This window comes from Bacillus cereus group sp. MG9 (assembly GCF_040459995.1).
In the GTDB taxonomy this organism is placed as follows: Bacteria; Bacillota; Bacilli; order Bacillales; family Bacillaceae_G; genus Bacillus_A; species Bacillus_A mycoides.
Genome location: NZ_JARVHC010000001.1, coordinates 4,548,041 through 4,564,682 on the forward strand (window position 1 = coordinate 4,548,041; position 16,642 = coordinate 4,564,682).

The window sequence follows — 16,642 nt, forward strand, 5'->3', positions numbered from 1 at the left end:
TCCTTATTTCGCATCGTACCAAGTTGGACCGTAAGAATAATCAACTTTCAATGGAACGGCTAGTTCAATTGCATGCTCCATTACTTCAGGTACAAGCTTCTCTAATTTTTCAATTTCTTCTTTTGGTGCTTCAAATATCAATTCATCGTGTACTTGCAGAAGTAAGCGAGCTTGTAGACCTTCTTCTTCTAAGCGATCCGCCATAATAATCATCGCTTTTTTAATAATATCAGCCGCACTACCTTGAATTGGTGTATTCATAGCTGTACGCTCAGCAAAGCTACGTAAATTGAAATTACGACTCGTAATTTCCGGAATATAACGGCGACGATTTAATAATGTAACCACATATCCTTTTTGTTTCGCATCTTTTACGATTTCATCCATGTATTCTTGTACACCAGGGAAACTTTCTAAATACTTTTCAATAAATTCCGCTGCTGCTTTTCTTGTAATTCCTAAGTTTTGCGAAAGACCATAATCACTAATACCATACACAATTCCGAAGTTAACAGCTTTTGCTTGTCGTCTCATGTTAGATGTTACTTCATCTTTCCCAACACCAAATACATCCATAGCTGTTTTCGTATGAATATCCATGTCATGTTGGAACGCTTCAACTAACCCTGGATCATTTGCAATGTGAGCAAGCACACGAAGTTCGATTTGTGAATAATCAGCCGCGTACATGATCCATCCTTCTTCTGATGGAACGAATGCCTGACGAATCTTTCTTCCTTCTTCTAAGCGAATCGGGATATTTTGTAAGTTCGGATCTGTTGAACTTAATCGACCTGTTTGCGTTAACACTTGATTAAAACGAGTATGGATTTTAGATGAATCTTCATGTACAACTTTCAATAAACCTTCAATGTAAGTTGAATTTAGCTTTCCTAATTGACGGTAATGTAAAATATTTGGAATAATTTCATGACGATCCATAAGTTTATCTAACACATCCGCCGACGTAGAATAACCTGTTTTCGTCTTTTTAATAACTGGTAAGTTTAAATTCTCAAACAGAATAACCCCAAGTTGCTTCGGTGAATTAATATTAAATTCTGTTCCCGCAAGCTTATAAATTTCCTGTTCCATTTCCTTTAATCTACCTGCAAGTTCTTCTCCCATATTACGAAGACGCTCCGTATCAACTTTTACACCTTTCACTTCCATATCAGCTAATACACGTGCAAGTGGTAATTCTAATTCCGTAAATAATTCATATTGCTCGTTCTTTTTTAATTCTTCTAAGAACGTTTGCTTTACATCATATAATACATGCACTTTACGAGCTACATGCTCCGCTACTACCTCTAGCTCCGGAACAGCACGCTTCGCACCTTTCCCGTAAACTTCTTCGTCAGATTTTACGGCATGCGTTTCTTTCATTTTCGCTACAGTACGGAAATCTTTATCTGTATCGGCTGGATCAAGTAAATAAGCGGCAATTAATAAATCAAAGTCAATCCCTTGAATATCTACACCTTTCCACTTGAGAGCAACGATAGCACGCTTCGCATCAAATGTATGTTTTCTCATTTCTCCATTTGCAAGCCACTCTTTAAAAGCATCCGATTTAAGAGCAACATCGGCCGGAATGAAGTAACAACCATTTTCATTTTGAATACCAAAACCTTGAATATCGGCTTTATGATAATTATCTTCTTGCACTTCAACAATAAGCGCACTATCTTGCTGAAGCATTTCTTCTGCAACTTCTTCTACAATATCAAATGTAATATCATCTAATTCAGCTGGAGCCGTTTCCTCCGGCGTAACACCTAACTTATTTAAAAGGGATGTAAATCCTAAATTCTCGAACATTGGAATCAAATCGCTTGGTTCATACCCTTTATATTCCATATCATCTACATGCACAGTAATCGGTGCGTCTGTAATAATAGTCGCAAGTTCTTTACTCATAAGAGCTTGTTCTTTATTCGCTTCTAACTTTTCTTTTAATTTCTTTCCACTCACTTGATCTAAGTTTTCATATACTGCTTCTACCGTTTCAAATTGCGTTAATAATTTAATGGCTGTCTTCTCACCAACACCTGGTACACCTGGAATGTTATCCGATTGGTCTCCCATTAAACCTTTCATATCGATAATTTGCTTTGGTGATAAGCTATATTTCTCAAATAAAGCTTCTTTCGTATATTCATCTACTTCCGTAATCCCTTTGCGAGGAATACATACGAGTGTATTATCTGAAACAAGTTGCAGTAAATCTTTATCTCCTGAAATAACTTTAACATGAAACCCTTGCTCACTCGCTTCTTTCGCTAATGTTCCCATAATGTCATCCGCTTCATAATTTTCCAGCTCATAACGCGGTACATTGAATGCATCAAGCACCTCACGAATAAACGGGAATTGCTCTGATAACTCAGGTGGAGTCTTTTGACGCCCTCCCTTGTAATCACTATACGTTTTATGACGGAATGTTGTTTTCCCCGCATCAAACGCCACAAGCATATGCGTCGGTTTTTCTTCCTCTAGTATCCTCATTAACATCATTGTAAAACCATAAATTGCGTTCGTATGTATACCTTTGTCGTTATTTAAAAGCGGTAGTGCAAAGAAAGCACGATACGCGATATTATTACCATCTACTAATACGACTTTTTTTTCCAAACTACAAACCTCCCCATACATATTTGAAACGATTTTTTCCACAGAAAAAAACCGTTCCTGTCCTCTCTCTATATTAACATGACTAATAGAGAGAAGAAAAATAACGGTTTTTTTCTATCATATATAAACAGACTTACATTGGCATAAAGGGAAGTGACGAGAATAGCATAACTACTCTCGTCCAAAATTACTCCTTGGATGAAGGGGTTTTCATATATTATATTAACAGAGCTTTATTAATATTTAATTAAGCCATTGTTAATATATTGTAAATATCCTTCATCCTATTTTTCAGTAGCTGATTTTGGTAAAACAACTGTAAATGTTGTTCCTTCCCCAACCTCACTATCCACCGTAATCGTACCTTGATGCGCTTCAACTAAATGTTTTACAATTGATAAACCAAGACCCGTTCCACCCGTATTTCTACTTCTTGCTTTATCCACTCGGTAAAAGCGTTCAAAAATACGTGGGATTTCCTCTTTACTAATACCAATTCCAGTATCAGATACTTTTATATAAGCATTATATTTATCTTCTGCCAATTCAACAGAAACAACGCCTCCAGCCGGTGTATATACAATCGCGTTATTAATTAAATTAATAAAGATTTGTTTCAAGCGGCCTGGATCTCCAATAACGGAAACTCGTTTCAATGCATTCACTTGTAAAGAGATTTCTTTTTCACCCGCTTTATTATCAAGCACCATGTGAATGTCTTCAAGAATCCCCTTCATATCAACCGTACCCATATTTAATCTAAACCCTTGCTGCTCGATTTTTGACAAATCTAATAAATCTTCAATTAATCCTTGCATACGCTCACTTTCTTTTAAAATGATATGTAAGAAATGTTCGCAGAATTTTTTATTATCCATCGCTCCGTCCAAGAGTGTTTCTGAAAAACCTTTAATAGAAGTAATCGGTGTCTTTAGTTCATGAGAAACATTCGCTAAAAAGTCTTTTCTTATTTGTTCTAATTTCTTCAGCTCAGTAATGTCATGGAATACGAGAACAATCCCTTTCCACTCATGGTTCGTCCCAATAATTGGCGCTCCATATACTTCGAAATGCTTTCGCTCAATACTAAGTGGCAATAACATTTGTTTACGCACTTTCACTTCTGTCATAAAAATTTCTTCCACAAGCTCAATAATTTCCGTATGGTGAAATGATTCATAATATAAACGGTCTAAATATTCTTCATCTGTTACGTGGAAAGTCTCCTTATAAGAACGGTTTACAAGGTTTATATAACCACGGCTATCAATTAAAATCATTCCGCTTCCCATATTTTCAATTAATGTGTGCAAACGATCTTGTTGCATTTCTTGTTCGAGTGTCATCTCTTGTAAATTACGAGCTAAAATATTAATTGCTTTACTCAGCATTCCTGTTTCATCCGAATGACTTTCATATGCACGCGCTTTATAATTACCCTTCGCTAATTCAATCGCAACTTTCGTAACTGATTCAATCGGCCTAATATATTGTCCTGTAATTTTGACACCTAGGAATACAACTACAAGACAAGCAATGACAAATCCGATAATTAATAATCCCCACGTTTTTTGGTGAACGTCCCTCAAAGTATCAATTGTACTTTTCACCAAAATGTATCCTTGTTTCCCTTCTACATCCTGGACGAACACAGCATGATAAAATTCATTCTTTTGATCTGTTTCTTTCGTAATGACTTTATTTTCTTTCTTTGCTGTTTCGGAAGAAAGTTCTTTAATCATCTCTTGACTAAATGCAGATGGTTGCCCTCCGCTATATTGAACTTTCTTTTTTTCATCAACAAATATAATAGAAGCTGGTATTTTTTCTTCTAACTTTTCAAATACATAAGGCTTTTTTAAAACAGCATCAAACCCTTGCTCTTCTGCTAATACCGCAACATACTGTGTCTCTTTTATCATTCTCTCTTTAGCATGATCTATATAGTAGTTTTCAAATACAGTTTCTAATAATACACCTAGTCCAACTAAAATAAAAACGATAAGAGAAACAAATGTAAAAAGAAGCCTGGAACGAAACTTATTCATCCACTTTTGGCTCCTCTAATTTATAACCTAAACCACGTATCGTTTTAATGTACGTCGGTTTTTTCGTATTTTGTTCAATTTTATCGCGCAAATGGCTAATATGGACATCAACAATTCTTGTATCACCGGCAAAATCATAATTCCATACAGCACTTAATAATTGGTCACGAGTTAATACACGACTTTTATTTTTCGCAAGATAAACAAGTAACTCAAATTCTTTCGGTGTTAATTCCAGTTTCCTTCCTTGGAAGTACGCTTCATAAAACTCCGGTAAAATTTTAAGTTCTGCAATTTTGATGCTCTCTTCATCTGTCGATTCTGAAACTTGTTCTTCCTGCTGTAATTTCGTACGGCGCAAAATCGCCTTCACACGAGCAACAACTTCCCTTGGACTAAATGGCTTCGTCATATAATCATCAGCCCCAAGCTCAAGACCTAGCACCTTATCAAATTCATCATCTTTTGCTGTTAACATTAAAATCGGCGTCATAATACGCTGCAATCGTAATTCTTTACAAACTTCCATACCATCCATTTTTGGAAGCATTAAATCTAATATAATTAAATCTGGGCGTTCTGTAGTCGCTTTTTGAAGCGCCATTTCTCCATCCATTGCTGTAATAACTTCAAACCCAGCTTGTTGTAAATTAAATTCAATTAAAGTTAAGATAAATTCCTCATCATCAACTACTAAAATACGATTGTTCATTCTTTTCCTCCAAGTTATAGACTTGAAACCTTCTTCATCCTAGTATTTTCCCCGTTATTCTCATCATACTAGAAAACAAGGTCTCCCTCAATATAATTGTCTATTCATGGAGCTCGTTTGTACTAGAGTTTCGGAAAATAAAAGCAATCGTAACTTCATTCCCTCTATCCGGTCGCTATCCAAACTTTATAGATGAATCTATCTTTTTTAAACTCTTCTTCCGTATGAACTATAAACTCTCGATTTTGCGCTAGGAAAAACGAAAGAGCATACGCTATTTTATAATCTGGTGTTTCATATCCATCAAATACTTTCCCGTACATTTCATTTACGATTGAATCGGCCCATACTTCAGCTTCTCTTATCGTTTCAAAGATAACGTCTTCTCTTTTCCACTTCATCTAAAAAAACCTCCCCCTTAATTGACTTCAATTACCAATAATCATATTACTAATTTAAATATATAAATAAATTCGATAAAAGGGGGCTATTATGCGAATATTACTACCTATTTTAACTTTAGTAGTAACATGTTTCCTTACTTTTAACGTACCTAGCTGGGATACGATTAAAACAGGTTGTTCAGAATTTGCTGAAGGGTTCAAAGAAGGATTTTTCAACTAAAATAGCGCTAGCCCCTTATAAAAGGTATGCTAACGCTATTCATATTTTCATATTTTAAAAATTATCTAATGCTTTTTCCATAATGGAAACAGATTTAAAAGGTGGTGTTACTGTTAATGAACCTTTTACAACAGTTTCTCCTTTTTCATCATGAGCAGATACAATCATATCAATTGTATGTTCCTCCTCTGAAACAGCCACAACTTCAAAGTGGATTTGTAACGTTTCATAATGGTGAACATGTTTCACGAACGTAAGGTCCTTCCTAGTAATATGACTACCTGGACCTGGTAAATATTTCGTAACCGCCGTTGTAATCAGCCCCGTTAGCATAATGCTTGGGACAATCGGCTTTTCATACGGAGTTTGGGATGCGTAATCATGCTGAATATATAATGGATTGGCATCATTCGTTAACCCTAAGTACAATAACAAATCTTTATCCTCAATTTTTTCAGTGATAGATAATTTCTCTCCTACTGTAATTTCATCCATTCTACGACCAATTTGAACTTTTTTCTTTAACATGTTACAACCCCCTCCGATTTTTTCACCTTATTATCCTACTAAAAGCGATACCTTATCCGAAATTTACTGTGATGAGGGCAATGTATAGTATAAGTCTATAGTTTCATTATAGGATACACCAAATGATAGCGTTTTCATATTATTTCAAAAAAACATTTCAATATATAGTAGAAAAAGATTCGGGGCCCCGAATCTTTTTCCACTTATATTTAATTATTAAACAAGAACTTTCATAACGTTACGTACAGATTCTACAGAGCGATCTAACGCTTCTTTCTCATCTGCAAGAAGTTCTAATTCAATAATTTTTTCAATTCCGTTACCACCTAGAATTACTGGTACCCCTAAGTAAAGGTCACTATAACCATATTCACCTTCAAGGTACGCAATAGCTGGTAATACACGGCGTTGATCTTTCAAGATCGCTTCTGTCATTTCAACTAAAGAAGCTGCTGGCGCATAATATGCACTACCGTTTCCTAATAAGCCTACAATCTCACCGCCACCTTTACGTGTACGTTCTACGATTGCTTCTAAACGCTCTTTTGGAATTAATGTTTCTAACGGAATGCCACCTGCATAGGAATAGCGTACAAGAGGTACCATATCGTCACCATGTCCACCAAGAACAAATCCTGTAATGTCTTTCACAGAAAGGTTTAACTCTTGTGAAATAAATGTACGGAAACGAGCTGTATCTAATACACCCGATTGACCGATAACACGCTCTTTCGGGAATCCTGCTTCTTTAAATACAGAATATGTCATTGCATCAACTGGATTTGTTAATACAAGAATAATCGCATTTGGTGAATGTTTCGCAATGTCGCGCGTAATACTTTTCATAATTTTAGAGTTTGTTGCTACTAAGTCATCACGGCTCATACCAGGCTTACGCGCAATACCTGCTGTAATAACGACAACGTCAGAATCAGCAGTATCTGCGTAATCAGATGTACCAATAATGTTAGCATCAAAACCTTGTACTGGGCTCGCTTCTAACATATCTAACGCTTTCCCTTTTGTTGGATTTTCCAGCTGTGGAATGTCCACTAATACAACATCTGCAAGTTCTTTTTGTGCTAATAAGAATGCTGTTGTTGCTCCTGTAAATCCTGCACCGATGACTGAAACTTTCTTGCGTTTGATTGTCATAATTTACCCCCCGCTTTAATTATGCGTTTTTGATTATCGCTACATCCATGTTTTTAATAAGTTCATTAGCGAACTCAGAACATTTCACTTCTGTTGCACCTTCCATTAAGCGTGCGAAATCATAAGTTACTACTTTTGATTCAATTGTTTTCTCAACTGAATCAGTTACTAAATTCGCAGCTTCGTTCCATCCTAAGTGCTCTAATAATAATACACCAGAAAGAAGAACTGAAGATGGGTTTACTTTATCTAAACCTGCATATTTTGGAGCTGTACCATGTGTAGCTTCAAAGATAGCATGTCCAGTCACATAGTTAATGTTTGCACCAGGTGCAATACCAATTCCACCTACTTGTGCAGCAAGTGCATCAGAGATGTAGTCTCCGTTTAAGTTCATTGTTGCAACAACATCAAACTCACGTGGACGAGTTAAAATTTGTTGTAAGAAGATGTCTGCAATAGAATCTTTTACGATGATTTTCCCAGCCACTTCTGCGTCTGCCATCGCTTTATTCGCTGCATCTTTTCCATCTTTTTCAACAATGCGATCATATTCAGCCCAAGTAAATACTTTGTCGCCGAATTCTTGTTCAGCTACTTCGTAACCCCAGTTTTTGAAAGCACCTTCTGTAAATTTCATAATGTTTCCTTTATGAACTAATGTAACAGAAGAGCGTTTTTCGTTAATTGCATATTGAATTGCAGCGCGAACAAGACGCTTTGTCCCTTCCTCTGAAATTGGTTTAATACCAATCCCTGATGTTTCTGGGAAGCGGATTTTATTAACACCCATTGCTTCTTTTAAGAAAGCAAGAACTTTTTCTGCTTCTGGAGAACCTTGTGCATATTCAATTCCAGCGTAAATGTCTTCTGTATTTTCACGGAAAATAACCATATCAGTATCTTCCGGACGTTTTACAGGTGAAGGAACACCTTCAAAGTAACGAACTGGACGTAGACATACATATAAATCTAATTCTTGACGAAGCGCAACGTTTAGAGAACGAATACCACCACCAACTGGAGTTGTAAGTGGACCTTTAATTGCGATTAAATATTCACGAATTAAATTTAAAGTCTCTTCTGGTAACCACTCGCCTGTTTGGTTGAATGCTTTTTCCCCTGCAAGCACTTCTTTCCAAACGATTTTCTTCTCACCATCATAAGCTTTTTCAACTGCTGCTTCTATTACGCGAGATGCTGCAGCCCAAATATCAGGACCAATTCCATCTCCTTCGATAAATGGAATAATCGGATTGTTTGGTACATTCATAACACCATTAGTTACAGTAATTTTTTCACCTGTCGTCAATGTGATAACCCCCATGTTTGAAATTTCATATGTATGAAACTGAGGGAATAACCCCTCAGTTCAAACCGTTATTCAAATTTAAATATTCTAATCATTATATCTTCCCAAAAAAATCAGACTTTTGAAAGCGTATTTTCACTATCAAAATAGTGTTTTTCGCTTATCGTTGCGCTAGCGGAACGTACACTTGATGTGTCGGTCCATCATAATCAGCACGCGGACGGATTAAACGGTTGTTTTCATATTGTTCTAGAATATGAGCTAACCAGCCTGACATACGGCTAATTGCAAAGATAGGTGTAAATAAGTCATGGTCAATTCCTAAACAATGGTATACAGAAGCTGAATAGAAATCAACATTTGGTGGAAGACCTTTTTCTTTTGTTACAATGTCTTCAATTTTGATAGACATATTATACCATTTGTCTTCTCCTAAAAGCACGCATAATCTCTTAGACATTTCGCGTAAGTGTTTCGCGCGTGGATCACCATGCTCATATACGCGATGACCAAATCCCATAATTTTCACTTTATTTTGAAGAGCATTATGAATATATGATTCTACATTTTCTTCTTCGCCAATTTCAGTTAACATCTTCATTACATTTTCATTTGCCCCGCCGTGAAGAGGACCTTTTAATGCACCGATTGCTGCTGTAATACCAGAATACACATCTGAAAGTGTAGCTACGCAAACACGTGCAGTAAATGTAGAAGCGTTTAACTCATGATCGGCATGAAGTACAAGTGCCTTATCAAAAGCCTCAATTTCAACTTCATTTGGCTCACGATCATTTAACATGTACAAGAAGTTTGCAGCTAATGATAGATCTTTTCTTGGCTCAACAACATCTAAACCTTTGCGAATTCTTGCATAAGCCGCAATTAAAGTTCCGACTTGAGCCTGTAATTTAACCGCTTTCAAATAATTAGACTTTCCATCCATTATTTCAGCGCTCTCATCATATAATGATAGCATGGAAATCGCAGTTCGTAAAACCGACATCGGGTGCGCGATTTTTAAATCTACTTGTTTCAAATATGTTAAAACCTCACCTGGTACCTTATAGTATTCAGATACTGTTCCACTAAATTCCGCTAGTTCTTTTTCGTTAGGAAGCTTGCGGTGCCATAATAAGTACACTACTTCTTCGAACGTAGCATTCTCAGCTAAATCATCAATATTATACCCAACATAAGTTAATGTATCATCAATAATAGAGCTCACAGATGATGTTGTTGCTACTACCCCTTCTAAACCTCGAATAACAGTCATGACATTCTCTCCTTTTCCTGAAAATTCTCCCAACCTTGCTCCTTATATCTATTTGCTCCCCTTATAAATTATGAACGCTCGTTCACTCTTTAGGCAAGCAAAATGCACGTTCATGCAAATTTATTGCGATGTTCCCCTCTTATTGTCCATTGCTTACATGGAAAGCATGAGCGTGAATGTCTCCCCGAATCCTCACGCTCAGAACAACAAGTTAGTGAGGAAAATGAATTCCGAAGAGTTTATGATAAAAACAACATAAAACAATATCATTATAAAATTGTTTTATGTTGTTTTTATTTTATCTGGTGTAAAGTCTCTGCTGTTATGTAACTTTTCAAAGTTTCTAATCCTATTATAAACAATTATCTGACTTTTGTGAACAGAAAGAATTCAAAAATTTTATATTACTATAAAATTCCTTATTTAAACATCTGTATAATACTCATAACTGCATAGGCAATTCCAGCCCCAATTAATGGACCTACAGCGACTCCATTAAATAAAGCTACAGCTATAATTGTCCCAAAAACAAGTGCGGTTGTAATATGTGGGTCCGTCGTCAATAATTGTACGCCGCCTTTCGCTAACAAAGCGACCGCCACACCTGAGGCTAAAGCAATCCATGCATAATACGATTTCGCTGCTTCTCCGAGTTGTTTAAAGCCTATTTCCCCTGTCGCAATCGGTACGAGCACTGCTATTGTAATGACTGTTACACCAAGGTTAATCCCTTTCGTTTGTAGATAAGGAAAGACTTTATCTCCTAAAAACGTAAATTTCAATAAGAATAACACTCCAATAGCTACAGTAAGCGATTGGTTTTTAGCAATAAGTCCTATAATAAGTAGTATGAATAAAAATAACGTTGACTGACTAATCATGTTTGCACTTCCTTTCTGAAAATAATGAACTCGCTTCCAAACAAAAATACCTTTAAACCTATCGTTATACATGCTATATCGATGTATATGCAACAATAACCACTTCATTTTTTTCATATTTTAAAATGACAAACTGAAACTCTAACCATCAAAAATTTAAGCATGTATACATTTTTAAAAACGGTCGTCTCTCCTTTCTTTTCTATTAAGAAACAGGTAAAATAAAAAGAAGAGAAAATGAAGTTTTTACCATATAGTAGAAGCATCAACACCAAGCTTTTCCGGTCACTCATATATTGAAAAAGCAGGAAAAATCCATCATTCCACTATAACATAAAGTGAAACTTTGATCAGTGAATCTCACTAGTTATAAGTTGAACGAATTAGGATAATCCAAATTGGAATGGGAGGTATACATCTTTGAACCGAAACTTACTATATATGATATTACGACTCATGTTTGTCATTGTAGCAACGGTAGTTGGGTTCTATGCATTGCTGTACATGTCAGGCCTTATCTACCCTTTTATTATCGCTTTTGCATTCGCTTATTTGATTAATCCTGTCGTCAATTTCCTTAATCAAAAACTACAATTCCCTCGCGCATTAGCGGTACTCGTTAGCTTAATTCTCGTATTCGGAGCTATCGTTGGACTTGTTACATACCTTGTAACTGAAGCAATATCTGCCACAACGTACTTACTACAAATTGTTACAGTTAAGTTTCCAGATATCGTTGCATTCGCCCAACAATTTGCACTTAATCATATTATGCCTCTCTATGATGATTTAATCTCTAAATTTAATCATCTCGGAGAACCACAGCGATACACTATTACACAAAACATTCAAAACTTAGGCACCGAAGCAACGACACAAATGAAAGAACTTTTAACCGCCATTATAAGTGGGTTAACAAATTTCATTAGTGCATTACCAACAACTTTAACTGTCCTTGTCTTCGTCTTATTAGCCACCTTCTTCATTAGTTACGATTGGCACCGTCTTGCTCATAAAGTAAGAAAACTTCTACCTAATCGTTTGCATGGATACGGAAAAACTATTTTTGTCGATTTAAGAAAAGCTTTGTTTGGTTTTGTTAAAGCGCAACTTACACTCGTATCTATGACAACTATCATTGTACTAATCGGCCTTTTAATATTACGCGTGCCATACGCAATTACTATCGCGATTATTACAGGGGTTGTAGATTTACTCCCGTATTTAGGAACTGGAGCCGTCTTCGTTCCTTGGGTTATATACGTATTTTTCACAGGCGATACTGCATTCGCCATCGGTCTTCTCATCCTATACATCGTCGTGATTGTCCAAAGACAAATCATGGAGCCAAAAGTACTTTCATCTAATATTGGACTAGATCCATTAGCGACACTCATCGCTCTATTTGTCGGCTTTAAGCTCTTTGGTTTTTTAGGATTAATCATCGGTCCAGTCATATTAGTACTACTTAATACATTACACAAAGCTCATGTATTCCACGACTTATGGAAATTCATTAAGGGTTCACCATCAAAATAATATTTCCTAATTCATACACAATAAAAAATCAACTGTAATCAGTGGGAATTTCCCACTGATTATTCACTGTACTTTTTTGTACTACCTACATCTACAAGAGAATTTCCTAAAAAAGGATAATCCTCTTATTTTTTTGCATAAAAACGCATATTTTAGGACAAAAATACATTTTTATTCTATATACTTTATAATTATTACTTACATTTATTACTTTTTATGTAAACGAATAAATATACAAAACAAGGCGGACGAACCCTTTAATCAGTAATTTTTCTTCTCCTGTCTAACTTCTGCTCACTAGTCGAATCTTACTACAAGCAAAAAACATCATCCTAACGTAACACTTTTCATTCACAAGAACCCTCTGCATCCTATCGTTTAATAACTAACAAAAATCCAACCCGATCAGGAAGCTAACAATTGACTATAAGTGGCAAATAAAAAAATAACGCGTAGATCGCTATAATCTACGCGTTATTTCTGAACAATAATAGTAGTTCTCTTTCTAAATTTCCAATCAATCCACTTCATAACAGCCGGCTTCAATAAAGCCCTCGTTATAGGAACAACAAAGATAAAACCTATTATATCCGTCACATATCCAGGCAGTACTAAAAGAATACCTCCTACGAATATAAAAATACCATCTAGAACCGCATCACCCGGCATTTCTCCTCTATTTAGCCTAAATTGAATCTCTCTAAGTACTTTAAACCCTTGTCGTTTCGCCAAATATACACCCACAATACCCGTAAATACAATCATAGCGAACGTAGACCATAAACCTATTACATGACTCGACCCTATTAACACCGTAATCTCAATCGCCGGCACTAAAATAAGTAAGAACAGTAACCACTTCATAGCTCGCACTCCTTCATATTTCATTTAAAAGGTTTGAAAGTACCACCCTTACAAAACCCCTTATAAGCCCCTTAAAACGCTCATACAAGCTTCACAAAGGACAAATAACCCTCTCCCACTAAACGTTATAATAAACGTTTTTCAAAGCGATTTCAGGTATTTAAAGCTATCTCTATCCTTTTTTGTGTAAAAAAAAGAGAAGGACTCCGATCCTTCTCTCCGTATTACTTCTTATAGCACTTCCGCATGTCCATTATAAACAATTCCGCGTGCTGCATCAACTGTTACTTCTTGGCCATTTTTTAAAGTTGTTGTTACGCCGTTTACACCAACGATAACAGGAATACCGATTGATACACCTACAACAGCTGCATGGCTTGTTAGACCGCCTTCTTCTACAACTAGAGCAGCAGCTTTTTCAATTGCAGGAATCATATCTTTATCTGTGCTTGTTGTAACAAGGATATCACCTTTATTTACGTTCGCTACAGCTTCAGCAGCTGTTTTCGCTACAACTACTTTACCTTTTGCAGATTTACGACCGATTCCTTGCCCTTTAGCAACTTTTTCACCAACAACGTGGATTTTCATTAAGTTTGTTGTACCAGTTTCAGCAACTGGAACACCAGCAGTGATTACTACAGTATCTCCAAGTCCGATTAGACCCGCATCCATACCTGTTTGAATTGCTGTATCTAACATTTCGTCAGTAGAAGCTGCACGTTTCTCAGACATAAATGCTTGAACACCCCAAACAAGTGCAAGACGACGTCCCACTTGCTCGTCAGATGTTACAGCTACGATTGGAGATTTCGGACGGTATTTAGAGATCATTTTCGCAGTATGTCCACTTTCTGTCGGAGCTACGATTGCAGCTACATCAAGAGCAAGTGCTGTGTGCGCAACAGATTGGCTAATTGCATCTGTAATTGTTGGTGTGAACTCTTTAATACGTTTTTTGAACATATCTTCATATTGTAATGATTTTTCAACACGTACCGCAATGTTAGCCATCATTGTTACAGCTTCTACAGGGTATTGACCCGCAGCAGTTTCACCTGAAAGCATGATTGCATCTGTTCCATCGAAGATTGCGTTTGCTACGTCACTTGCTTCCGCACGAGTTGGACGTGGGTTACGTTGCATAGAATCTAACATTTGTGTTGCAGTAATAACTGGTTTGCCTAATACGTTACATTTTTTGATTAGACGTTTTTGTACTAATGGTACTTCTTCTGGTGGAATTTCTACACCCATATCACCACGAGCAACCATTAAACCGTCAGAAACTTCTAAGATTGAATCGATGTTGTCGATACCTTCTTGGTTTTCGATTTTTGGTACGATTTGGATGTATTGAGCGTTATGCCCTTCTAATAATTCACGAATTTCTAATACGTCAGATGCTTTACGTACGAAAGATGCTGCGATGAAATCAACTTTTTGCTCGATACCGAAAACGATATCTTGCACGTCTTTTTCAGTGATACCTGGAAGCTTAATGCTTACGTTTGGTACGTTAACACCTTTTTTATTTTTTACAGTTCCGCTGTTTAATACTTTTGTACGGATGTTTCCGTCAGCTTTCTCGATTACTTCTAGTTCGATAAGACCGTCATCGATTAGAATACGAGAGCCTGGATCAACATCATCATAAAGACCAGCATAAGATACAGAGAACTTCTCTGCAGTTCCTAATACTTGTTCAGTAGAAAGAATTACTTCTGCACCTGTTACAAGCTCAGCTTGTCCGTCTACGAAGTCATGTGTACGGATTTCTGGACCTTTTGTATCAAGTAAGATACCAACTGTTTTACCAGTTTTCTTTGAAGCTTCACGAATATTTTTAATACGAGCTCCATGCTCTTCATGGCTACCATGAGAGAAGTTTAAACGAGCAACGTTCATACCCGCTTCCATTAATTGCTCTAATTTCTCAATACTTTCACTAGCAGGACCTATAGTACATACAATTTTAGTTTTACGCATATTGCACCTCCGAAAATTATGAAACCGTTCCCAAATACAAGGCATTAAGCCGATTAGATAGATAATTCTTTAGATAATTGATACATATCTTTATCGATTGTATGCTTTTGAGCTAACGCTTCGATAATGTCATGATCAACAAGTTTATTATTTTGAATACCAACACAACGTCCGCCATTACCAGCAATTAATAATTCAACTGCTCTTGCACCAAGACGACTAGCTAATACACGGTCTTGTGCACTTGGTGATCCACCACGTTGTACGTGACCTAATACAGTTACACGAGTATCAAAGCTTGTTGCTTCTTCAATGTGCTTACCGATGTCAATTGCACTTCCAACACCTTCAGCTACAACGATAATACTGTGCTTTTTACCACGTTCACTACCGCGTTTCAGACGAGCGATAACATCTTCCATGTCATACTTTTCTTCTGGAATTAAGATAGTTTCTGCACCATCAGCTAAACCAGCCCATAATGCGATATCTCCAGCGTGACGTCCCATTACTTCGATAACATATGTACGTTCATGAGATGTAGCTGTATCACGGATTTTATCAATTGCATCAATAACAGTGTTTAAAGCTGTATCAAAACCAATTGTGAAGTCTGTTCCAGGGATATCATTGTCGATTGTACCTGGTACACCTACACATGGGAATCCTTGCTCAGTTAATTTTTTTGCGCCTTGGTACGAACCATCTCCACCAATAACGACAAGTCCTTCAATACCATGTTTCTTTAATTGCTCGATTCCTTTTAGTCGTACTTCTGGGTCTTTAAACTCAGGACATCTTGCTGTATATAATTTTGTACCACCACGGTGGATAATATCGCCAACAGAACCAAGTTCTAATTTTTCAATATGACCAGAAATTAAACCAGCGTATCCATGGTAAATACCATATACTTCAATATCATGGAAAATCGCTTTACGAACAACTGCACGAATGGCAGCATTCATACCAGGTGAATCTCCACCACTTGTTAATACACCAATACGTTTCATTTGTACTCACCTCATAAAGATTATTTGCCTTATAATAAAATAACACGAAAAAATACAAAAACAC

At 36.5% G+C, this 16,642-nt stretch carries 14 protein-coding genes; 2 read left to right on the top strand and 12 right to left on the bottom strand.

Annotation, left to right across the window (positions count from 1 at the left end):
- Positions 1-3: 3 nt before the first annotated feature.
- The 4 genes from polA to QCI77_RS23370 all read right to left on the bottom strand — a co-directional run bounded on the left by polA (position 4) and on the right by QCI77_RS23370 (position 5,798).
- Positions 4-2,637 (bottom strand): DNA polymerase I, encoded by a 2,634-nt coding sequence (gene polA / locus QCI77_RS23355; RefSeq protein WP_016102973.1) that lies wholly within the window; start codon positions 2,635-2,637, stop codon positions 4-6.
- Positions 2,638-2,921: 284 nt separating this feature from the next.
- Entirely contained in the window at positions 2,922-4,685 is a 1,764-nt protein-coding gene (gene phoR / locus QCI77_RS23360; protein WP_088293480.1) for a sensory box histidine kinase PhoR, read from the bottom strand.
- On the bottom strand, positions 4,678-5,397 hold the full coding sequence (gene phoP / locus QCI77_RS23365; protein ID WP_113770274.1) for a two-component system response regulator PhoP: 720 nt from the start codon (positions 5,395-5,397) through the stop codon (positions 4,678-4,680). The genes phoR and phoP overlap by 8 nt, the downstream gene beginning before the upstream one ends.
- A gap of 164 nt (positions 5,398-5,561) precedes the next feature.
- Positions 5,562-5,798 (bottom strand): hypothetical protein, encoded by a 237-nt coding sequence (locus QCI77_RS23370; RefSeq protein WP_002015485.1) that lies wholly within the window; start codon positions 5,796-5,798, stop codon positions 5,562-5,564.
- A 91-nt stretch (positions 5,799-5,889) separates the two neighbouring features.
- Here QCI77_RS23370 and QCI77_RS23375 point away from each other — a divergent pair, with 91 nt between their 5' ends.
- Positions 5,890-6,021: a hypothetical protein gene (locus QCI77_RS23375; RefSeq protein WP_002015487.1), complete on the top strand. Its 132-nt coding sequence runs from the start codon at positions 5,890-5,892 to the stop codon at positions 6,019-6,021.
- A gap of 54 nt (positions 6,022-6,075) precedes the next feature.
- On the opposite strand, the gene QCI77_RS23380 is transcribed toward QCI77_RS23375, so the two are convergent.
- The 5 genes from QCI77_RS23380 to QCI77_RS23400 form a co-directional block, all read right to left on the bottom strand.
- Positions 6,076-6,549: a MaoC family dehydratase gene (locus tag QCI77_RS23380; RefSeq protein ID WP_113770275.1), complete on the bottom strand. Its 474-nt coding sequence runs from the start codon at positions 6,547-6,549 to the stop codon at positions 6,076-6,078.
- 216 nt (positions 6,550-6,765) lie between these two features.
- A complete protein-coding gene (mdh, locus tag QCI77_RS23385) occupies positions 6,766-7,704 on the bottom strand; it encodes a malate dehydrogenase (protein ID WP_002034284.1) in 939 nt (312 codons plus the stop codon).
- Between the two features lie 19 nt (positions 7,705-7,723).
- Complete coding sequence (gene icd, locus QCI77_RS23390) at positions 7,724-9,016, bottom strand: NADP-dependent isocitrate dehydrogenase (RefSeq protein WP_002088934.1); 1,293 nt, start codon at positions 9,014-9,016, stop codon at positions 7,724-7,726.
- 160 nt (positions 9,017-9,176) lie between these two features.
- A complete protein-coding gene (gene citZ, locus QCI77_RS23395) occupies positions 9,177-10,292 on the bottom strand; it encodes a citrate synthase (RefSeq protein ID WP_012261808.1) in 1,116 nt (371 codons plus the stop codon).
- Positions 10,293-10,711: 419 nt separating this feature from the next.
- A complete protein-coding gene (locus QCI77_RS23400; RefSeq protein ID WP_000625507.1) occupies positions 10,712-11,173 on the bottom strand; it encodes a DUF441 domain-containing protein in 462 nt (153 codons plus the stop codon).
- A 420-nt stretch (positions 11,174-11,593) separates the two neighbouring features.
- Between QCI77_RS23400 and ytvI the strand changes: the two genes are divergently transcribed.
- Entirely contained in the window at positions 11,594-12,712 is a 1,119-nt protein-coding gene (ytvI, locus tag QCI77_RS23405; protein ID WP_002143350.1) for a sporulation integral membrane protein YtvI, read from the top strand.
- Positions 12,713-13,186: 474 nt separating this feature from the next.
- Here the strand turns inward: ytvI and QCI77_RS23410 are convergent, their stop codons facing one another.
- From QCI77_RS23410 to pfkA, 3 genes are all read right to left on the bottom strand, one after another.
- Positions 13,187-13,576, bottom strand: coding sequence for an FxsA family protein (locus QCI77_RS23410; RefSeq protein ID WP_002088939.1), 390 nt, complete (start codon positions 13,574-13,576; stop codon positions 13,187-13,189).
- A gap of 231 nt (positions 13,577-13,807) precedes the next feature.
- Entirely contained in the window at positions 13,808-15,565 is a 1,758-nt protein-coding gene (gene pyk / locus QCI77_RS23415; protein ID WP_002015497.1) for a pyruvate kinase, read from the bottom strand.
- Positions 15,566-15,618: 53 nt separating this feature from the next.
- Positions 15,619-16,578, bottom strand: coding sequence for a 6-phosphofructokinase (pfkA, locus tag QCI77_RS23420; protein WP_002034288.1), 960 nt, complete (start codon positions 16,576-16,578; stop codon positions 15,619-15,621).
- Positions 16,579-16,642 lie beyond the last annotated feature (64 nt).